The sequence below is a fragment of the Variovorax rhizosphaerae genome (assembly GCF_037889975.1).
Taxonomy (GTDB): Bacteria; Pseudomonadota; Gammaproteobacteria; order Burkholderiales; family Burkholderiaceae_C; genus Variovorax; species Variovorax rhizosphaerae.
In genome coordinates this window covers 86927-107354 of sequence record NZ_JBBKZT010000012.1, presented here as the reverse complement: position 1 = coordinate 107354, position 20428 = coordinate 86927, and the positions used below count along the sequence as shown (strand labels likewise).

At 65.6% G+C, this 20428-nt stretch carries 22 protein-coding genes; 9 read left to right on the top strand and 13 right to left on the bottom strand.

The window, feature by feature from the left end; translation table 11 throughout:
- Positions 1-119 precede the first annotated feature (119 nt).
- The 6 genes from WKW82_RS24560 (at position 120) to WKW82_RS24535 (ending at position 5613) form a co-directional block, all read left to right on the top strand.
- A complete protein-coding gene (locus WKW82_RS24560) occupies positions 120-1385 on the top strand; it encodes an aromatic ring-hydroxylating dioxygenase subunit alpha (RefSeq protein WP_340344972.1) in 1266 nt (421 codons plus the stop codon).
- Between the two features lie 4 nt (positions 1386-1389).
- Positions 1390-1860, top strand: a complete 471-nt coding sequence (locus WKW82_RS24555; RefSeq protein ID WP_340344971.1) for an aromatic-ring-hydroxylating dioxygenase subunit beta — start codon at positions 1390-1392, stop codon at positions 1858-1860.
- A gap of 8 nt (positions 1861-1868) precedes the next feature.
- Complete coding sequence (locus WKW82_RS24550; protein ID WP_340344970.1) at positions 1869-2189, top strand: non-heme iron oxygenase ferredoxin subunit; 321 nt, start codon at positions 1869-1871, stop codon at positions 2187-2189.
- Between the two features lie 107 nt (positions 2190-2296).
- Complete coding sequence (locus WKW82_RS24545) at positions 2297-3655, top strand: MFS transporter (RefSeq protein ID WP_340344968.1); 1359 nt, start codon at positions 2297-2299, stop codon at positions 3653-3655.
- Positions 3652-4869, top strand: coding sequence for an NAD(P)/FAD-dependent oxidoreductase (locus WKW82_RS24540; RefSeq protein ID WP_340344966.1), 1218 nt, complete (start codon positions 3652-3654; stop codon positions 4867-4869). Before WKW82_RS24545 ends, WKW82_RS24540 begins: the two co-directional genes overlap by 4 nt.
- 36 nt (positions 4870-4905) lie before the next feature.
- Positions 4906-5613, top strand: coding sequence for a fumarylacetoacetate hydrolase family protein (locus WKW82_RS24535; protein WP_340344964.1), 708 nt, complete (start codon positions 4906-4908; stop codon positions 5611-5613).
- 123 nt (positions 5614-5736) lie between these two features.
- Here WKW82_RS24535 and WKW82_RS24530 read toward each other — a convergent pair whose 3' ends face one another.
- From WKW82_RS24530 to WKW82_RS24480, 11 genes are all read right to left on the bottom strand, one after another.
- Entirely contained in the window at positions 5737-6435 is a 699-nt protein-coding gene (locus tag WKW82_RS24530) for a hypothetical protein (protein WP_340344963.1), read from the bottom strand.
- A gap of 11 nt (positions 6436-6446) precedes the next feature.
- The gene (locus WKW82_RS24525) at positions 6447-7406 is read right to left on the bottom strand and encodes a 5'/3'-nucleotidase SurE (RefSeq protein WP_340344961.1); all 960 of its coding nucleotides are present in this window, start codon (positions 7404-7406) and stop codon (positions 6447-6449) included.
- A gap of 156 nt (positions 7407-7562) precedes the next feature.
- Entirely contained in the window at positions 7563-7961 is a 399-nt protein-coding gene (locus WKW82_RS24520; RefSeq protein WP_340344959.1) for a nuclear transport factor 2 family protein, read from the bottom strand.
- 55 nt (positions 7962-8016) lie between these two features.
- Positions 8017-8721 (bottom strand): ABC transporter ATP-binding protein, encoded by a 705-nt coding sequence (locus tag WKW82_RS24515; RefSeq protein WP_340344958.1) that lies wholly within the window; start codon positions 8719-8721, stop codon positions 8017-8019.
- Entirely contained in the window at positions 8714-9478 is a 765-nt protein-coding gene (locus tag WKW82_RS24510) for an ABC transporter ATP-binding protein (RefSeq protein WP_340344957.1), read from the bottom strand. The genes WKW82_RS24515 and WKW82_RS24510 overlap by 8 nt, the downstream gene beginning before the upstream one ends.
- Entirely contained in the window at positions 9475-10455 is a 981-nt protein-coding gene (locus WKW82_RS24505) for a branched-chain amino acid ABC transporter permease (RefSeq protein ID WP_340344956.1), read from the bottom strand. The genes WKW82_RS24510 and WKW82_RS24505 overlap by 4 nt, the downstream gene beginning before the upstream one ends.
- Positions 10455-11327: a branched-chain amino acid ABC transporter permease gene (locus tag WKW82_RS24500; RefSeq protein WP_340344955.1), complete on the bottom strand. Its 873-nt coding sequence runs from the start codon at positions 11325-11327 to the stop codon at positions 10455-10457. The genes WKW82_RS24505 and WKW82_RS24500 overlap by 1 nt, the downstream gene beginning before the upstream one ends.
- A 102-nt stretch (positions 11328-11429) precedes the next feature.
- Entirely contained in the window at positions 11430-12605 is a 1176-nt protein-coding gene (locus tag WKW82_RS24495; RefSeq protein ID WP_340344954.1) for an ABC transporter substrate-binding protein, read from the bottom strand.
- Between the two features lie 150 nt (positions 12606-12755).
- Positions 12756-13751, bottom strand: a complete 996-nt coding sequence (locus WKW82_RS24490; protein WP_340344953.1) for a PDR/VanB family oxidoreductase — start codon at positions 13749-13751, stop codon at positions 12756-12758.
- A 10-nt stretch (positions 13752-13761) separates the two neighbouring features.
- Positions 13762-14511 carry a GntR family transcriptional regulator gene (locus WKW82_RS24485; RefSeq protein ID WP_340344952.1) on the bottom strand — a complete coding sequence of 250 codons (750 nt, stop codon included), beginning with the start codon at positions 14509-14511 and terminating at the stop codon, positions 13762-13764.
- Positions 14508-15620 (bottom strand): aromatic ring-hydroxylating dioxygenase subunit alpha, encoded by a 1113-nt coding sequence (locus WKW82_RS24480; RefSeq protein ID WP_340344951.1) that lies wholly within the window; start codon positions 15618-15620, stop codon positions 14508-14510. Before WKW82_RS24480 ends, WKW82_RS24485 begins: the two co-directional genes overlap by 4 nt.
- Positions 15621-15766: 146 nt before the next feature.
- Between WKW82_RS24480 and WKW82_RS24475 the strand changes: the two genes are divergently transcribed.
- Positions 15767-16888, top strand: a complete 1122-nt coding sequence (locus WKW82_RS24475; protein WP_340344950.1) for a 5-methyltetrahydropteroyltriglutamate--homocysteine S-methyltransferase — start codon at positions 15767-15769, stop codon at positions 16886-16888.
- A 26-nt stretch (positions 16889-16914) separates the two neighbouring features.
- Positions 16915-17625 carry a glutathione S-transferase family protein gene (locus WKW82_RS24470; protein WP_340344948.1) on the top strand — a complete coding sequence of 237 codons (711 nt, stop codon included), beginning with the start codon at positions 16915-16917 and terminating at the stop codon, positions 17623-17625.
- Positions 17626-17668: 43 nt separating this feature from the next.
- Here the strand turns inward: WKW82_RS24470 and WKW82_RS24465 are convergent, their stop codons facing one another.
- Positions 17669-17932 carry a hypothetical protein gene (locus WKW82_RS24465; protein ID WP_340344947.1) on the bottom strand — a complete coding sequence of 88 codons (264 nt, stop codon included), beginning with the start codon at positions 17930-17932 and terminating at the stop codon, positions 17669-17671.
- Between the two features lie 476 nt (positions 17933-18408).
- Here WKW82_RS24465 and WKW82_RS24460 point away from each other — a divergent pair, with 476 nt between their 5' ends.
- Positions 18409-19782 (top strand): phospholipase D-like domain-containing protein, encoded by a 1374-nt coding sequence (locus WKW82_RS24460; RefSeq protein ID WP_340344946.1) that lies wholly within the window; start codon positions 18409-18411, stop codon positions 19780-19782.
- A 229-nt stretch (positions 19783-20011) separates the two neighbouring features.
- Here WKW82_RS24460 and WKW82_RS24455 read toward each other — a convergent pair whose 3' ends face one another.
- Entirely contained in the window at positions 20012-20401 is a 390-nt protein-coding gene (locus WKW82_RS24455) for a response regulator (RefSeq protein ID WP_340344945.1), read from the bottom strand.
- Between the last annotated feature and the right edge of the window lie 27 nt (positions 20402-20428).

Here is a 20428-nt window from a genome sequence, read left to right as displayed (position 1 = left end):
ACATTCGCCAAATCAATTCTGTCTATTGACCATATTCTATTGAACGATAGTCTCGCAGCGAGGATCATTCGGTCACCCCACAACACCGGTCGTGAGACAGCGCGACACAGGAGACAAACATGGATGACGCAACAGCAGTCTTTCCGAAGCAAATCCACTGGGCAGACAAGGGTACGAGCCGCATACCCTTCATGGCCTACACCGAGGCCGACCAGCATCGACGCGAACTCGAGCGTCTGTTCTACAAGAGTCACTGGTGCTATGTGGGCCTGGAAGCCGAGATTCCGGAAGCCGGCGACTTCAAGCGAACGGTGGTCGGCGAACGCTCGGTGATCATGATCCGCGACGCCGAAGGCGGCATCAACGTCGTCGAGAACGTATGCGCCCATCGTGGCATGCAGTTCTGCCGTGAGCGCCATGGCAACAAGAAGGCCGAAGGGTTCACCTGCCCCTATCACCAGTGGAACTACACGCTCGGCGGCGACCTGCAAGGCGTGCCGTTCCGTCGCGGTGTCAAGCAGGACGGCAAGGTCAATGGCGGCATGCCGGCGGACTTCAAGCCCGCCGACCACGGCCTCAACAAGCTCAAGGTCGCAGTGCGCGGCGGCGTCGTTTTCGCGTCCTTCGACCCTGACGTCGAATCGCTGGAAGATTTCATGGGCCCGACGATCCTGGGCTATTTCGATCGCCTCTTCAACGGTCGCAAGCTGAAGATCCTCGGCTACAACCGCCAGCGCATCCCGGGCAACTGGAAGCTGATGCAGGAGAACATCAAGGATCCGTATCACCCGGGTCTGCTGCACACCTGGTTCGTGACCTTCGGCCTCTGGCGTGCGGACAACAAGTCGCAGTTGAAGATGGACGATCACCATCGCCACGCCGCGATGGTCTCGACACGCGGGACCAGCGGCAAGGCCGACCAGGTCACGCAGGTCTCGAGCTTCAAGGAGAGCATGCAGCTCAACGACGACCGCTTCCTGGACATCGTGCCCGAGCCCTGGTGGGGCGGCCCGACGGCGGTGATGATGACCCTGTTCCCGAGCGTGATCTTCCAGCAGCAGGTCAACAGCGTCTCGACCCGGCACATCCAGCCCAGCGGTCCCGGCGCCTTCGATTTCGTGTGGACGCATTTCGGCTTCGACGACGACAGCGAGGAGATGACGCAGCGTCGCCTGCGCCAGGCCAACCTCTTCGGCCCCGCGGGCTTCGTGTCGGCGGACGACGGCGAAGTGATCGAGCTCTCGCAAAAGGGATTCGAGCAAAAGCCCTTCCATCGCACGCTGGCCGAACTCGGCGGCCGCGAGGTTGGCGACACCGATCACATGGTGACCGAAACCCTGATACGCGGCATGTACGAATACTGGCGCAAGGTCATGGAGGCTTGAGACCATGAACTTCCAGGACCACTTCGAACTGAGCCAGCTTTACGCCAGCTATGCCAGCGCCCTCAGCGCAGGCGAGTGGGATGCATGGCCGGAGTTCTTCACCGAGGACTGCAGCTACCGCCTGCAACCCCGCGAGAATTTCGAGCGCGGCTTTCCGTTGGCCACGCTCTCGTTCGAGAGCAAGGGCATGCTCAAGGACCGCGTGTACGGCATTCGCGAAACCCTGTTCCACGACCCGTACTACCAGCGCCATGTGGTCGGTGCGCCGCTCGTCAGGAAAGCCCAGGCAGACCGCTTCGAATGCGAGGCCAACTACGCGGTGTTTCGCACCAAGCTCTCCGAGCTGTCGTCGGTGTTCAACGTCGGCCGCTACATCGATGTCGTCGTGCGTACCGAAGCGGGCCTCAGGTTCTCTTCGCGCCAGGTCATCTACGACAGCGAAATGATCCCCAACTCCATCATCTATCCGATCTGAGGCCTGCCATGACCACCGTACTGAACTGGACCGACGCCGCACCCGTCGACGACGTGCCCACCGACGATGTCATTGGCATGATCGTCGCAGGGAAGGATCTCGCGTTGTACAGCGTCGAGGGCGAGATCTTCGCCACCGACAACATCTGCACGCATGGGCATGCGCGCCTGTGCGAAGGCTTCCTCGAAGGCCATGAGATCGAATGCCCCCTGCACCAGGGCAAGTTCGATGTGCGCAACGGCAAGCCCACTTGCGCGCCCGTGACCGAAGCGATCCGGTCCTACCCGGTCAGGATCGAAGGCGGCCGAGTCTTCCTCGCGCTGGACTGATCCGCCCTCACCAGATGCCACGCCCCCGGCCATGCCCTGGGGGCCGCCGCCGCATGCCCGACAAGCTGCGTGCCTGAATGAATTCCCAAATATCAGGAGACAAAGAAATGCGACAGATAGACGTTCATGCGCTGGCCGACAAGGCGCGCTTCAATCGCTTCCACGGGCTCGTGCTGCTCTGGTGCGCGCTCATCATCGTTTTCGATGGCTACGACCTCGCGGTCGTGGGCATTGCACTGCCTTCGATCATGCACAGCATGAACGTGAGCCCGGCCAATGCAGGCCTGATGGTGAGCTCGGCGCTGTTCGGCATGATGTTCGGCAACATCATCCTGGGGACTGTCGCCGAACGGATCGGGCGGCGATGGGCCGTCTCGATCTGCGTCGTGATGTTCAGCATCTTCACCGCCGCCGCCGGACTGACGAACGATCCGGTGTGGTTCAGCATCTTCCGCTTCGTCGCCGGCGTCGGCATCGGTGGTGTGATGCCCAACGTCGTCGCGCAGATGACCGAATACTCGCCGCTGCGCATCCGCAGCATGATGGTCACGGTGATGTTCAGCGGCTACTCGATCGGCGGGATGCTCGCGGCGCTGATCGGCAAGGGAATGATCGAGAGCTACGGCTGGCCGTCGGTATTCCTCGTGGCGGGCCTGCCGGTCCTCCTGGTGCCTTTCATCTTCCGGTCGTTTCCCGAGTCGATGCCTTTCCTCATTCGAAACGGCCGACTCGATCAGTTGCGTGAGATTGCTTCGCGCCTGGAGCCGAGCTACAGGCCCCAGGCCAGCGACCGCTTCGAGCTGCCGCAGGAAGACAAGGCGGACAGTGCGCCCATCAAGCACCTGTTCCAGGATGGCCGCGGCTTCAGCACCGTCATGTTCTGGATGTCGTTCCTGATGTGCCTGTTCATGGTGTATGCACTCAGCTCATGGCTCACGAAGCTGATGGCGAGCGCAGGCTACAGCCTCGGGTCGGCGCTGACCTTTGTGCTGGTGCTGAACTTCGGCGCGGTGATCGGTGCGATCGGTGGCGGGTGGCTGGCTGACCGCTTCCACATCAAGCACGTCCTGGTCGGCATGTATCTGCTGGCAGCGGTCTCGATCACCTCGCTGGGCTATCCGCTCCCGACGGCTGTCCTGTTCCTGATGGTGGGCCTCGCCGGCGCGTCGACCATCGGTACGCAGATCGTGAACCTTGCGTACGTCGGGCAGTTCTATCCAATGGCCGTGCGAAGCACCGGCATCGGTTGGGCGCTTGGCGTCGGACGAATCGGGGCGTTGGCGGCACCGATCATGATCGGCACGCTCGTCGGCATGGCGCTGCCCTTGCAGCAGAACTTCGTGGCGATCTCCATCCCCGCGGTGTTGGCGGCCGTCGCGACGATGCTCATCCGCCACGACCGTTCGGCTTCCTCGCGCCACGAGGACGTCAGCGCAACCCTTCCTGACGCGGTGCCAGCCAAATGAACGCCGAGACCATCGTCATCGTCGGTGCCGGCCAGGCCGGTGGCTGGGCGGCGCAAACGCTGCGCAGCGAAGGCTTCAAGGGCCACATCGTGCTGATCGGCAACGAGCCCCATCGCCCCTACGAACGCCCACCCCTGTCCAAGGCCGTGCTGTCAGGGGACGCCCATGCAGACACCACAGCGCTTCACAAGCTCGATGCCTTCGACCTCCTCAACATCGACTGGCGACCGAACGTGAGCGCGACCGCCATCGACCGGACGGCAAAGCAGCTTCACCTGTCGCTGGGCTCCCCGGTTCGATATGACAAGCTGATCCTGTGCAACGGGGGGCGTGCGAGGCTGTTGAACATTCCGGGGGCAGACCTGCCCGGTGTCCATACGCTGCGCAGCATCGAGGACGCGGCGGCGCTCGGCAAGACATTGGAGGCTGGAAAGCGCCTGCTTGTCGTGGGCGGCGGCTGGATCGGACTGGAAGTGGCTGCCACCGCGAGAAAGAAGGGAATGGCTGTCACTGTCGTGGAGGCGATGGAACGCTTGTGCGAAAGGACCGTCCCGCCCGCAATGTCCGACTTCCTGCTCCGGTTGCATACCTCCGAAGGTGTCGACGTCGTGCTCGGCGCGGGAGTGAAACAGTTGGCGCGCAACGCGCAGGGCTCGCTGACTGCAACGCTCGGCGATGGTCGTGAAGTCGTTTGCGATTCGGTTCTCGTCGGTGTCGGCCTCGTCGCCAACGACGAACTCGCCCGCGAAGCAGGTCTTGAATGCGATGGCGGCGTGCTGGTCGATGCGCAGTGCCGCTCATCGGATCCGGACATCCTCGCTGCGGGCGACGTGGCTGCATGGCACTGCGAATGGGCAGGCCGTCGCATGCGGCTCGAGTCGTGGCAGAACGCGCAGGAGCAGGGCATTGCGGCCGCACGGTCTGCTCTCGGCACCGAGGTCAACCATCAGCCGCTGCCGTGGTTCTGGTCGGATCAATACGACGTGAACCTCCAGATCTTCGGCATGCCAGCGCTTTCACATCAGTTGGTGGTGCGCGGCGATCAGGCCTCGAAGAGCTTTGTCATGTTCTTCCTCGACGACGGCAAGGTGGTTGCGGCCTTGGGCCCCAACTCGGCCAAGGACCTGCGATTTGCGCGCCGCCTGATCGAGCGTCGCACCGCTGTTGATCCATTGCGTCTTGCAGACACGTCGGTCCCTCTTGCAAAGATCTGATTTCCAGAACCACCCACCCCCTTCTCAAGGAACACCATGACCACAAACAACTATCTCTGGGCTCCGCCTGCCGTCCAGTCGCTGCCAGTGCGCGGCAAGTCGGAGCGCCTGCCCATCCATCGCCTGTTCTTCGTCGGGCGCAACTATCACGCGCACGCGGTCGAGATGGGCAAGCCGGTCGACAAGAGCGTCGAGCGGCCGTTCTACTTCACGAAGGCGCCGCAGACGCTGGTCCAGTCGGGCGCGACCGTGGCCTATCCGCCGGAGACGAAGAACTATCATCACGAGATGGAGTTGGTGCTGGTCATCGGCGCACCTGGTTTCCGTGTGTCGCAAGAGGATGCGCACAAGCTGGTCTACGGCTACGCCTGCGGCCTCGACATGACACGGCGCGACCTGCAACTCGTGGCGCGCGACAAGGGTCGTCCGTGGGATCTGGGCAAGGACGTCGAGGAGTCCTCGGTGGTCTCCGAAGTCGTGCCGATGGAGGGTACGGTGCTCGAGAAGGGCGACCTTGTGATGACGGTGAATGGACAGCCCCGCCAGAAATCCGACCTCGACAAACTCATCTGGAACGTCCGCGAGATCATTGCGGATCTCTCACTCTTCTATCACCTGCAACCGGGCGACCTGATCTTCACCGGCACGCCGGAAGGCGTCGGTCCGCTGCAACCGGGCGACCGCATCGAAGGCCGTGTTGCCGGCGTGGGCGAGATCGCGCTCACCATCGGCCCGGCCGAGTAAAGCGCAGGAGCACACCATGTCGGTCGAAGCCTGCTCTTCAATACCAGGAACGAGCGGGCGCCTGGCACGTCAGCGATACGTGCCAGTACCGCGGACCCGAGGTGGGCTCCGCAGTCGGAATACTCACGCCCTCTCCGCGTAGCCGCGCAAGTCCACAGTGCGGGTGCCATCGTCAGCCAGCAAACGCAGGCGCGCCGGCGCGTCCTGCGCGTCGGTGATCAGCACGCCAGTCGCATGGCCCGGCAAGCCGGCGCAACCGCTGCTGTCCAGGTTGAGCGACAAGGTGCCGGGCAGGCTGCTGGCAACGAGCGAACCCGACAGTCGGCAAGCCGACAGGCTGCCCGCGGTGATGCGCCCATCGCTGCCGATGAGGAAATCGGCGGCGCTGCCGTCGGACAGCCGGACCACATAGCGGCCGGCCAGCGCCGTCGCATCGGGCGTCGCAAGCATGCGCGCTTCGGTGCGCAGGAAGCTCACCGTCAAGTCGCTCGTTGGTGCAGGTATCGCAGCCCACTTCTGCGTTGCATCGGCGCGGCGCAGCAGCAGGTTGACGCGCTCGACCGGATCGTCTTCCAACGCGAGCAACCGCTTGCCGTTGGCGGCGGCGTAGTAGCGGCCCATGGTGGGTTGGTTGGCGTCGCCACTGCTCACCGTCCAGGCGCCGCTGCCGGGATCGTCCACCGTGACCTTGGGCTGCGTGGCTTCAGGGGGCGTACCGACAGCCGGGAAGTACCAGGAGCGGCTGTCGCCGCCGCAAGCCGTCAGTGCGGCCACTGCAGCCAGTGCGGCAAAGCCCAGCGTGTATCGAATCGCTTGTTTCACGGTGCGGCCCTTCATTTGGCAAACACGTCACGCAGACGCAAGCGCAGCCACTCCTGGCCGGCCGGGCGGGCCTCGAAGCCGACCTGCATGGCCGAGACGGCGGTCTTGGTGAGATACACGACGGACTCGTCTTCCATCTGGTCGGCGGTGGGCGGCTGGCCGTTGCCGCCCAGCGACAGCGTGAGCCCGTAGGGCACGGTGTTCTTGAAGCCGACGTTGAAGGCATCGTAGGTGCCGATGCGCGAGAACGCGAAGGGTGTGTCGACCGCGACCGCCTTCGGGAAGTTCACGTTCAGCGCAATGCCGCGCGGCAGCAACGCCCCGCCGCCAGCCTTGGCCTGCAACCCCTTCAGCAATTGCACGGACAACCTGGCGATGACCGGCGACAGCGGGTTGGCCAGGGTGGTGTCGTCGACCGTGTTGGTGCCGGCGCTCAGCGCAATCGCCGGGATGCCGCGCGAACCGGCCCACTGCGCGTTGCTCACGGTCCCCGAGCTGTTGATGATGCTGCCCAGGTTGGGGCCTTCGTTCGGGCCCGACAGCAGCAGGTCGGGTGCCTTGCCCCAGCGCGCCTTGGCGACCACGTCCAGGCCGTAAAGCGTGGCCATGATCGGCGTGCCGTGCACGTAGTGGAAGTCGCCGGTATCGAGGCCCGGCCGGGTGGTGCGTCCGACCGCAGGCGCGCCGATGGGGGCCGCGCCACTGCGGCAACCGCTGGCGGCATTGATCTGCGCGGCATCGTTGTCCGGCACGATCTTGTCGGTGCTGTACATGATGGCGCCGGCGCCACGGCTGCTCTGGTTGGTGCAGGGCAGCGAGGCCACCACGTCGTGGCCCTCGGCCTTGAGCGCGTCGTAGAGCGCCTTGACGTTGCTGGTCAGGCCATCGTCATTCGAGATGAGGATGTTGAGCGCGAACGACGGGGTGGCCGCGCCCAACGCGCAGGCGAGGATTGCAAGCTGTCTCTTCATGTGTCTCCCTGATGGTTGTTGTTCGCAACCCGGGCCGGCGCAGGTGCCGGGGGTTGCGCGGGAGATTCTAGGAAGCGCGTCCGCGCAGCGGATGTCCCTTGCGTTACTTCGCCGGTGCTTGCCAACAAGCTCGCAGTACCCTGCTGGAGAACTTCTTCAAGCCAGCAATCGATCCACCAGCCCCTGGTCCTCGTCGTAGATCCAGCACTCGGCCAGACGGCCGTCGCGCACGGTGTAGCGCAGCAGTCGCTCGAGCACATGCGTGGCGCCGTCGCGCTCGAACTGCTCGACCGCGATGACGACGCCGAAGGTTTCGCCCACGAGCACGTCGCGGATCTCGACGAGCCGGCGTTGTGTTTTCTCGCGCACCTGCTTGAGCACGGCCAGGCAGGCGGCCTTGCCCCTGTGCACACCGGCGAGCGGACCGCGCCCGAAGTAATGGAACACGATGTCGTCGTGGTAGCAGTCCACGACGGCGCGCATGCCGTTGGCCGCCCAGGCGGCGGCATAGCGGCGCACCACTGCGCCGAGGGTGTTGTCTTCGGGAGAGACCATGATGCTGCTCCTTTCCAACGCCGCAGCCTTCGCTGCGATTCGAATCAATGTGCCTTCAGCGCGCCACGCCCAGCAAGCGCTCCAGCACTTCCGGTTGCGCGCGCAGGGCCGCGGCGCTGTCGGTGTGGACGACCGTACCGTGGTCCAGCACGACGGCCGCGTCGGAGATCGCCAGGATCGCCTGCGGGTGCTGCTCCACGATGATGGCCGCGAGGCCTTCGTCCTGGGTGATGCGGCGGATGGCGCGCAGCAGTTCTTCCACGATGATCGGCGCCAGTCCTTCCAGCGGTTCGTCCAGCAGCAGCAGCTTGGGGTTGACCACCAGCGCGCGGCCGACCGCCAGCATCTGCTGCTCGCCACCCGACAGTTGCGTGCCGAGGTTGCCCTTGCGTTCCGCGAGGCGCGGGAACATCTCGTAGACGCGCTGCGGGTTCCACTTGCCAGGCCGCTCCACCGCCGTCAGGTTCTCGTGCACCGTGAGCGACTTGAAGATGTTGCGCTCCTGCGGCACCCAGCCGATGCCGGCCGCGGCACGCTGGTGCGGCGCGAGCTTGTCCAGCGCCGCGCCACCGAGCGTGATGCGACCGCCGTGCTGGCGCGTGGCGCCGGCCAGCGTGTTGATGAAGGTGGTCTTGCCGGTGCCGTTGCGGCCGAGCAGCGCGAGGGTCTGGCCGACGCCGAGCGTGAGCGACACGTCGTGCAGCACGACGGCTTCGCCGTAGCCGGCGCTCAAGGTTTCGACTTTGAGCAGTTCAGACATGCGCGGCTCCGTGACCGAGGTATACCTCTTTCACCTTCGGGTCGTTGGCAATCTGCTCCGGATCGCCTTCGGTCAGCAGCGTGCCGTTCACCAGCACCGTCATGCGGTCGGCGAAGCTGAAGACCAGGTCCATGTCATGTTCGATGAGCAGCACCGAGACATCGGCGGGCAATGCGGCAACCGTCTGCAGCAGCTCCTCGCGTTCGCCCGCCGGCACGCCGGCCACGGGCTCGTCGAGCAGTAGCACGCGGGGCTCGCAGGCCAGCGCAATCGCGATCTCGAGCAGGCGGCGCTTGCCGTAGGCGAGCTGCTTGACCGGCTGTTCAGCCACTTCGGCCAGGCGGAAATGCGCCAGCAGTTCGCCAGCCCGCTCGACCACGCGCTTGTCCGAGCCCAGCGGCTTCCACCACTGCGCCGACAAACCCTGGTGCCGCGACACGACCAGCGCCAGCGTCTCCAGCGGCGTCATCGAATCGAACAACTGGTTGATCTGGAAGGTGCGCACCATGCCGCGCGTCACGCGCTTGTGGGGCGCAAGCTTCGTGATGTCTTCGCCGAGCAGTTCGATGCGGCCTTCGGTCGGCGTGAGCACGCCCGTCAGCAGGTTGATGAGCGTGGTCTTGCCGGCGCCATTCGGGCCGATGAGGGCATGGCGTGCGCCACGCTTGAGGTTCAGCGAGACGTTGTTGGTCGCGGTGATGCCGCCGAAGCGCATGACCAGGCCGCTGGCGGACAGCACCGTTTCAGCACTGCTCATGCGCGCCTCCCGAACCACGTCCACGGTTTCAACAGACGATCACGTCCCACCAGCACGAGCAACACAAGAATCAACCCGATCCAGAACATCCAGTACTGCGGCGTCACCGTCGAGAGCGTGTCCTGCAGGAGCTTGAACACGATCGCGCCGGCGATGCCGCCGTAGAGCCAGCCCACGCCGCCGATGACCAGCATCAGCATCACGTCGGCCGAGCGGTCGAAGGCCAGCACGTCCAGCGACGCGAAGCCCGTGGTCTGCGCCAGCAACGCACCCGCGGCGCCGGCGATGGCGGCGGCGATGGTGTAGATCGTCACGAGGCGCGAAGCCACCGGGATGCCGATCGCCATCGCGCGCAGGCGGTTGTCGCGGATCGCCTTCAGCGTCGCGCCGAAAGGCGATTGCACGATGCGGCGCATCACAAGGAACAGCACCAGCACGATCGTCAGGCTGTACCAGGCCGCCGTGCGACCGAACAGGTCGAACTCGAACATGCCGAGCACCGGCCCCATCACCACGCCCTGCAGGCCATCGGCGCCGCCGGTGAGCCAGTCGAGCTTGTTGGCGAGTTCGAGCAACAGCAAGGCCGTGCCCAGCGTGACCATGAGCCGCGTGAGGTCGGTGCCGCGCAGGATCGTCACGCTCGCCAGCGCGCCCAGCGCAGCGGACACGACGATCGCGAACAGCAGGCCCACCGTCGGATCGGGCATCACCAGCTTGGCGAACAGCGCCGCCGCATAGGCGCCGAAGCCGAAGAAGGCCGCATGCCCGAGCGACACGATGCCCGTGTAGCCGAGGATCAGGTCGAGCGACATCGCGAACAGCGCGACGATGGCGATCTCGTTGACCATCAGCGCATGCGACGGCATCAGCAGCGGCAGCGCGAAGGCCGCCACCCACACCACGAACTCCAGCGGCCGCCAGCGCGCCTTGCGCAGCAGCGCCGCCTGGAAATCGACAGCACCTTTCGGGTCGGCCATCAGCGGCCTCCCTTCCGGGTGAACAGGCCTTGTGGCCGCCACATGAGGATCGCGATCATCAACAGGTACACGGTGAACGCGCCCATCTTCGGAATGAAGTATTTGCCGGCCACGTCGGCAATGCCCAGCAGCAGTGCCGCAGCCAACGGCCCGGTGATCGACGAGGTGCCGCCGACCGACACCACGATCAGGAAATAGATCATGTACTTGAGCGGAAAGGTCGGGTCCAGCCCGAGGATCTCCGCGCCCAATGCACCGCCCAGGCCGGCGAGGCCGGAGCCCACGGCAAAGGTCGCAAGGAACACCACGTTGACGTTGATGCCCAGCCCCGCCGCCACGCGCGGGTCATCGACCGCCGCGCGCAGCCGGCTGCCGAAGCGCGTCTTCGACAGGATCAGTTGCAGCACCACCGTGAGCACCGCGCAGACCGCGATGATGAAGAGCCGGTAGTGGCCCATGCCGAGCATCAGCGCACCGTCGCCGATCTCTGTGCGGCCACGCAGCCACTCGGGCAACTGCACGATCTGCTGCGACGACCCCACGAAGTAGTCCACCGCGGCCACCGCCATGAAGGCCAGCCCGATGGAAAAAAGAACCTGGTCCAGGTGCGGCTTGCCGTACATCGGCCGATAGAGCGTGCGCTCCAGCACCGCGCCGAGCAGCGCGACCACGATGAAGGCCAGCGGCAGGCAGGCCAGGAACGGCAAGCCGGCCTTCTGCATCGCAAAGACCGTTAGATAACCGCCCGCCATCGCAAAGGCGCCATGCGCCAGGTTGATGAAGTTCATCAATCCCAGCGTCACGGCCAACCCGACGGCCAGCACGAACAACAACATGCCGTAGGCGATGCCGTCGAAAAGAATGGTGAGCATGCTTCGGATCCGAGGCTGAAGAAATGCGGAGTACCGGCCGCGAAGTGCGCGAAGGTTTCGCGTCCTTCGCGGCCGGTCAAGTCCGCATTCCGGCGGCCGTATTTACTTGGCCTTGCCCGGATCCTTCACAGCCTTCAGCACGTCGAATTCGACGTTGTAGAGCTGTCCGTCCTTCTTCTCGACCTTGCGCAGGTACACGTCCTGCACGATGTCGCGCGTCTGCGCGTCGATCAGCACTTCGCCGCGCGGGCTTTCGAAGATCTGGCCCTTCATCGCGGCCAGCAGCGCGTCGCCGCCGCCCTGGCCCTTGGTCTGCTTGAGCGCTTCGTAGATCACGCGCATGCCGTCATAGCCGCCGACGGCCATGAAGTTGGGGCGCATGCCCTTGTTGGCTTTCATGAAGGCCTCGACGAACTTCTTGTTCGCGGCCGACGGGTGTGCCGCCGAGTAGTGGTGCGTGGTCACCACGCCCAGCGCGCCGTCGCCCATGTCGTTGAGTTGATCGTCATCGGTCACGTCGCCGGTGCCGATCAGCTTGATGCCGGCCTTGTCCATGCCGCGTTCCAGGAACTGCTTCATCACCGCCGAGCCCGCGCCCGAGGGCACGAAGACGAACAGCGCATCGGGCTTGGCGTCACGCACCTTCTGCAGGAAGGGCGCGAAGTCCGGGTTGCGCAGGGGCACGCGAAGCTTCTCGATGACCTTGCCGCCATTCAAGGCAAAACGCTCGCTGAAGTACTTCTCGGCATCGTTGCCCGGCCCGTAGTCGCTGACCAGCGTGACGACCGACTTGATGCCGTTCTTCGGCGCCCAGTCGCCCATGGCCACCGACACCTGCGGCAGCGTGAAGCTGGTGCGCACGATGTACGGCGAGGCCTCGGTGATGCTCGACGTGGCCGCGGCCATCACGACTTGCGGCGTCTTCGATTGCGTGGCCAGCGGCGCGGCGGCCAGCGCGGCCGGCGTCACGCCGAAGCCGGCGATCACGTTCACCTTGTCGTTGACGATGAGTTCCTGGGCGAGGCGCTTGGTCACGTCAGGCGTGGCCGTGTCGTCCTTGACGATCAGCTGGATCTTCTTGCCCGCGACCGTGTCGCCGTTCTGCGCCATGTAGAGCTTGGCCGCCGCCTCGATCTGGCGACCCGTCGACGCTTGCTGTCCCGTCATCGGCAGGATCAGGCCGATCTTGAACACGTTGTCCTGGGCCTGCGCAGCCAGTGGAAGGGCAAGTGCGACGGCAGTCAGGCCGACGGCTTGGATCAGATGGCGACGATGCATGGCGGATGTCCTCCAGTTTTGGCGAAAAGTTGAGAGTGTGCGTTATTGTGAATAAGTGTTTCGGCACCGCGCCTGCGGCTATTCCCTAGACGCGTCCGGCGCAACCCGATTCTGTGCGATTCGCGAACCAGTTGCGCGATGATCGCGCAATCAGTCGTCATCCGGACGGTACGCCGAGTCGATCGAAATCGCGCCCACGACACGCGACACGCACGTGCAGATGCGCTCGTTGCTCGCCTTCTCGTGCTCGCTGAGGAACACGTCGCGGTGATCGATCTCGCCGTCCAGCGCCAGCACGTCGACCGCGCAGAGACCGCATTCACCGCGCTTGCAGTCGTGCAGCGTCTGCACGCCCACCGCGTGGAGCGCATCCATCATGCTGCTGTCCGCCGGCACGACGATGTCGATGCCCTGCCGCGGCACCTCGACGCGGAAGGGTTGCGGGGCGAAGCGACCGCTGCTGCCGAAGGTCTCGTAGCGCAGGTCGGCAATCGGGCGGCCCGATGCGGTCCATTGGCGACGCACGGCATCGAGCATCGGCACCGGGCCGCAAACGTACATCTGGCCGCCTGGGGGCAGTGATTCGATTTCCGCCGCGATGTCGATGTGCTTCCCGTGCGATCCAACGAATTCGGCGAATGAGTCACCCAGCAGTTCGCCCAGCACAGGGCGGTAGGCCAGTTCGACTTCCTCATGCGCGCCGTAGACCATGCGTAGCGGTGCTTGTGCGCCCTTGCGAGAACGCAGGTGCTGCGCCATGTGCAGCATCGGCGTGATGCCGATGCCACCGGCCACGAGCAGGTAGGCCGGTGCGTTCAGGTCCAGACCGAAATGGTTGCGCGGGCCGTTCACCTGCAGTCGGTCGCCCACCGCGAGCTGCCACATTGCGCGCGAGCCGCCCTGCCCTTCTTCCAGGCGCTTGACGGCGATGCGAAAGCATTCGCCATCTGGCGTGCCGACGAGCGAGTACGAGCGCTTGATGGGTCGGCCCTCGCGCAGCAGTTCGACTTCGATGTGGCTGCCCGGGGACCAGTCGGCGCTGATGTCGTGCGCGTCCTGCGGGCGGATGGTGAACTCGCGCACGGTGGGCGTGATGTCGCGCAACGCCTCGATGCGTGCGGCTCGCCAGTTGGAGGAACTCTTCATTGCTTCTTCTTCAGCTGCGGCGACGGATCAGTTGGACGCCCGGCAAAGGGTGGGTGTGCACGCCATGCAGCGCCTCGCGCAGGTTGCGTTGCGCGATGCGGCTGTGCTCGCGCATGAGCGCTTCCGCACGCGAGCCCTCGCGCGACTCGATCGCATCGAGCACCTGCCAGTGCTGGTCCTGCGCGATCAGCAGCATGTCGCGCGCGGCCGGCGAATTGGCCTGCACCACGACGAATCCGGAGGGCGATGCGAAGGGCAGGTTGCTGATGCGCTCCAGTTGCTGCGCGATCACCGGGCTCCCGGACAGCTCGGACAGCAGCGCGTGGAACTGCGCGTTGAAGCGGACGTAGCGCGAGAAGGCCGCGTCGTCGAGCGCGGGTTCGCGCAGAAGTTCGTCGATGCGCTGCAGGCAGGCGCGGGCCTCGCGCAGCACCACCGGCGCCGCGCCGCGCTCGGCCGCGAGCCGGGCCGACAGCCCTTCAAGCGTGCCGCGCAGTTCGATGGCGTCGGACACATCGCGTTCGGAGAAGGTTCGCACCGCGTAGCCGCCGTTGGGCAGGCTTTCGAGCAGCCCTTCCTGTTCGAGCCGCATCAGGGCCGAGCGCACCGGCGTGCGCGAGACGCCGAGTTGCTCGGAGATAGCGACCTCCGCGATGCGCGAGCCGCCGGGCAACTCGCCCGCCAGCACCATCTCGCGCAAGCGCAACTGGGCCTTGACGGCCTGGGAGGCGCCGGCTTCGCCGAGGTCCGTTGCGCTCACCGCGCCACCCCGGTCGAGGCCGCCGCCTGGATCGGAATCGTCGGCCGCTTGGGCTGCTCTCGCTCCACCATGCGATCGATCAGGCGCCGCGCCCACATCGCACCAGCGTCGATGTTGAGGTTGTAGAAGGCATAGTCGGGCCGCTCGTCGATGGCGCGCTGCTGCGCTTCGAGCACGTGTTCGTCCTCGCGGAAGATGTTCGCTACGCCTTCACGCAGCTCATGCGTCAGGCGCTGCTCACCGGTGCAATAGTTGCGAGCGAAGGCCCAGAAGTAGAGGCAGGTCTTGTCGGTCTCTGGCGTGATGGTGTTGAGCACATAGCCGTTGACGCCACGGCTGCGGTCGCCCTTCTCGCCCTGCCCCTTTGGCACGGCGCCGGTGCCGGCCTCCGCCACGCCGACGTCGATGTTGACGGTGCACGGCCCTTCGAAGCGGATGATCTGCCAGCGGTCCACCTTGCCGACGTAGTCGCGGGCGTGGCGGATTTGCCCGGCCCAGAACGGCGGCGCATCGATGTCTTCCATCCAGCGCGTGACGGTGGCGGAGCGGTCGCCGTGCGTGGCCACGAAGGGCGCTTCCGCCACGGCGCGATTGCCGATCGACGAGCCATGCACGAAGGCCTCATGCGTCAGGTCCATGAGGTTGTCGACGACCAGCCGGTAGTCGCAGGCCACGCGGATCATCTTGCCGTCCCCGGCCCATTCGGGGTCGTCGTTCCAGTGCATGTCGGGCACCAGCGCCGGGTCGGCCTTGGCCGGATCGCCGGGCCAGATCCAGACGAAGCGGTGCTTCTCGACCACCGGATAGGCGCGCACGCAGGCCGAAGGGTTGAGGGTTTCCTGGCTCGGCATGAAGGTGCAGCGGCCTTGGCTGTTGTAGGCGAGGCCGTGGTAGCCGCACACCACCTCGTCGCCTTCGAGCCGCCCCATCGACAGCGGCAGCAGGCGGTGCCAGCAGGCATCTTCCAGCGCCGCGACCTCCCCGCCCGACTGGCGGTAGAGCACGAGCTTCTGGTTGCAGACGGTGCGGGGCAGCAGCGCATGCTTGACTTCGACGTCATAGGCCGCCGCATACCAGGCGTTCAGGGGGAAGCTGGGCGAGGTGTTCATGGATTCGCAATGTATACATTCAAGCGCCAAATTCCCAGTCAAATCGCTCTAATCGAGGGTAAATACTGACTTCAATGTATTCATTGAAAGTCACTCGGAAGCCGCTACCATCCATCGCTCACGCTTCAGAACAGACGGAGAAATTCATGTCCCAACACGCCCATCTGCCCGCGCGCTTCGACCACGTCGGCAGTTTCCTGCGCCCCAAATACCTGCTCGAAGCGCGCGAGCAAAAGGCCAGCGGGCAAATCACGCCCGAGCAGCTTCGGCTGGTCGAGGACAAGGCGATCACCGAGATCGTCAAGTTCCAGGAAGACATCGGCCTGAAGAGCATCACCGACGGCGAGTTCCGCCGCACCTACTTCCACATCGATTTCCTGGAGCAACTGGGCGGTGTGAAGACCGACATCCCGGTGACCATCCGCAAGCCCGACGGCACCGAGGAACTGGCGCCGCCGGTGATGCGCGTGATCGACAAGGTGACGCACGCCAAGCAGATCCAGCTGGCCGACTTCCAGTACCTGAAGAGCCAGGTCGCCGCCGGCAACACACCCAAGGTGACGATCCCCTCGCCCACGATGCTGCACTTCCGCGGCGGCCGTGCCGGCATCAGCAAGACCGCATACCCGGAGCTGGACCCCGAGTTCTATGACGACGTGGCCAAGGCCTACGGCGACGAGTTGCGTTCGCTGGCCGCCGCCGGCTGCACCTACGTCCAGATGGACGACACCAACCTCGCCTACCTCTGCGACGAGAAGATGCGCGAAGCCGCCCGCCAGCGTGGCGACGACCCCAACGAGCTGCCGCACCGCTATGCCAAGTTCATCAACAAGGTGGTCGCGCAGAAGCCGCCGGGCATGCTGCTGGCCATGCACCTGTGCCGCGGCAACTTCAAGAGCACGCATGCCGCGGCCGGCAACTACGAGCCGGTGGCCGAAGCGCTACTGAAGGAAATGGACCTGGACGCATACTTCATGGAGTACGACGACGCGCGCTCGGGCGACTTCAAGCCGCTGCGCTACCTGCCCAAGGGCAAGACGGTGGTGCTCGGCCTGGTGACGACCAAGTTCGGCGAGATGGAAGACAAGGACGAACTCAAGCGCCGCATCGAGGACGCGAGCAAGTACGCCTCGCTGGACCAGCTGGCACTGTCGCCGCAGTGCGGGTTCTCCAGCACGGTGCACGGCAACAACATCGCCGTGGAAGCGCAGCGCAACAAGCTGCGCCTCGTGGTCGAGACCGCGCAAGAGGTCTGGGGCTCGACCTGAGCGCCTGATTCTGGTGAAGTCGGGGAATGACGATGCAGTTGTTCTCCGGCCCCCTCAGCATGTTCGGCGCCAAGGCGCAGATCGCCGCCCTTGAAAAGGGGCTGGCCTTCGACCTGGTCATGGTGCCCTTCGACACCGACGACCGCTACCTGCCGAGGCACCCCGAGGTCCTGCGCATCAATCCGAAGCAGCAGGTGCCGGTGCTGATCGACGGCGAGGTCGAGATCTTCGACTCGACGCAGATCTTCGAGTACCTCGAAGACCTGAAGCCTCAGCCCGCGCTGTGGCCCGCCAGCGCCGCCGCACGGGCCAATGCACGGCTCTTGGAGCATCTCTCCGACGAGGTCTTCTTCCCCCAGGTGGTCGAGCTGTTCGGCCTGCAGGACGCCATGCAGAGCCCGCCCGCGGTGGCCGCCTGCGCCGCATGCGCCCATCACTACGCGCTGATGGAACAACGTCTGGCGCAAGCCGACCACCTCGCCGGCGAGTACGGCTATGCCGACATTGCCTTCTACATGGCCCATGTCTTCGCCGACCGCAAGGGTGCGGGAATGACCGCAGACACCCCGCGCCTCGTGGCCTGGCGCGACCGGGTCGGCCAGCGCCCGGCCGTGCGCGCGGTGGTCGGCCCGATGATGAAATTCCTCCACGCGCACCAGCGCGGCGTGCCCGACTTCCTGCAAGCGCTGCTCCAGGGAGACTCTGGTCAAGGCCTCCGCGAGTCGCGGCGGACTTGATCAGAGTCCCTCAAGGCAGTGGCGGACTGCTGCCAGAGACGTCTCACGGCCACTTGCGCGCGTTGCCCTCATCGATCGCCAGCACCCTGCCGCCGACGTACCGATAGATCCATTTCAACGCGACGGCCTCTGCCATGCGCTCCGCTTCGTCCTCTGCGATGTACAGCTCCTCGGCCAGACGCATGACGCGGTGAAGGGCCATGCCGTAGGCGGTGCCCTTCGTGTCGAGCCCCAAGGCGGAAAGCAGATCCTTCGCGCGGGCCAGTTCTGCACGAATGACGTTGACGGGTCGAAGATTGGTTTCCATGTCGTACTCCTTTGGGACTGTCTGCCACTGAGTTGCAGCAACCGAGGATTGCGTTCTCTTTTTTGAGGGCCAAGACACCCGCGCACAGCCGCCGCGCCCACTTCCTCCTCCCTCTCCCCCTGGGAGAGGGCCGGGGTGAGGGCTGCCCCCTCCCCCAAACGCGAGGCGTTCGATCACCCCCAAGCCCGGTACGCGGTGCGGGCCGGACGACCCTTCTGCGCCGCCGAAGCGCGCAGCGTTTGGCGGATCAGGGCCACATGCTGTCTGAGCGAAGCGAGTTCATGTGGACCCCGCCAAACGCGAGCACTGCAGGGAAGTCGCGAAGCGACCGGCGCAGTAGGGTCGTCCGGCCCGCACCGCGTACCGGGCGCTCTCCCCAACGAACCCAACGCCCCGCGCCCCCTCCCCATATCCCCCAAACGACAGAGGCACAAGCACCTAGCGCACAGGCCACGCCTTACGCGACACTTCGCGGCATGCACAGCGCCTTGTTCCCCTGGTTGCCGAGCCCGTCCCAGCACTTCCTGGTGGTGTCGACCGCGCTGCTGATCTATGTGCTCACCACGCGCTTGCGCCGCGACCAGCGCGCGCCGACCACCGCCATCGCATGGGTCATGGGCATGCTGGTCGTCCCCTACCTCGCGCTACCGGCCTTCCTGCTGTTCGGCCAGCGCAAGCTCCGACCCGCGGGCTCTCCGCGACTGCCGCGTTCGGCCAGCACCGAACACTGGGCCGCCGACCTCGTCGAAAGCTTCGGCCTCGCGGCCCCCGGCCCGTCGGAAGTGCGCATGCATGCCGACGGCACGGCGGCGCGCGATGCGCTGTTCGAAGTCATCGCGGGCGCACGGCGGCAACTGGACGTCGGCACCTTCATCATCGGCAACGACGCCTTCGGTCGCGACGTGCTCGAACGCCTCACGCAGCGCGCGCGCGAAGGCGTGGCGGTGCGCGTGCTGCTCGATGGCTTTGGCGCACTGTCGCTGCCGCGCGGACACTTCAATGCGCTGCGCGCGGCCGGTGGCGAGGTCGCCGTGTTCCGCCCTTTCTTCAGCCTGCGGCGCACCGGCCCGCGCAACCTGCGCAACCACCGCAAGGCCACCATTGCCGACGACCAGTGGCTCTGGTCCGGCGGACGCAACCTGGCTGGCGAGTATTTCCTCGGCAACGAGGCACATCCTGTGGCCTGGCTCGACCTCAGCTTCGACCTGCGTGGCAGCACCGCCGCCGCCGCCGCACGGCAGTTCGACCATGACTGGGCCTCCGCGCTCAACCGCAAGGCGCGCGGGCCGGCGCCCACCGCTGGACCCGTCGACGGCCCGTTGACGCAATATTTGCCCAGCGGCCCCGACCAGACCGAAGACACGGCCTTGGCCCTGCTGGTCGGCGCCTGCTTCCGGGCCGAGCATCGCGTGCTGGCCATCACGCCCTACTTCGTGCCCGGCGACAGCCTGCGCGATGCACTGCGGCTGGCGGCCCGCCGCGGCGTGCAGGTGACGATCGCCATGCCCGCGCGCTCCAATCATCCGCTCGCGGACTTCGTGCGCGCCCGCGCCATGCGCGACCTCGCGCGTGCCGGCGTCACATTTCGCATGCTGCCGTTCATGGTGCATGCAAAGGCGGTGGTTGTAGATGACGACATGGCCATGTGCGGCTCGATCAATCTCGATCTGCGCAGCCTGCTGCTGAACCACGAGGCGAGTGTGCTGTTCTACGGGCACGCGCAAATCGACTGGCTGGCCCAATGGATCGAAACCACCGCGTCCGCCGGGGAGCTCTACCGCGCGCGCCGGCCCGGGCTCACGCGCGACTTGGCCGAGGGCTTGCTGCTGACTGTGGCGTTCCAGTTATGAGCTCTGTTCGCGGGCACCCGCGGAACCGGCGCTCTGAGAAACCCTTTTTGGATCATCGGTTCAGCTCAAGTGCTGGACAACAACCATAGAACCTTTGCCGGGCCGCTGGGTGCGCCCCTCGAGGGGCTGAGGGCCGCGCCTCCAGGCCAGCCTGCGCGGGCTTGGACGGGCCGCAAGACCAGCCGCCTCTGCCGGCAGCACTGGCGCCGCAGGCGCATTCGGGGGCGGGCTACAAAACGGCGAAGCTCGACGGCCGGTCCCGATTGCAGAAATCCAGGAACGCATCCAGCTCATTCGACTTGTCGAACACCGCATCGGCGCCCAGCTTGAGGCAGCGCTCGCGAATGTCGACGGTGGCGTAGTTGGTCAGCACCACCACCCGCTGTTGCGGGCGGCGCTGGCGGCAACTGGCCAGCACCCCCAGGCCGGACCCTTCCTTGAGGAACAGGTCGACGATCGCCAGTTGCCATTCGTCACCATGCGCGGCCAGCCATTCGGCGGCATCGGCCTCGGTTTCCGCGACACCGACGATGCTCGCGTTCACCATGTCCTCCAAGGCTGGAATGAGGTTGTCCCGGATGGTCGGGTTGTCTTCGACGAGGAAGGTGATGAGGGCCACTGTGCTGCAAGTTCTTGTTTGCTGGAG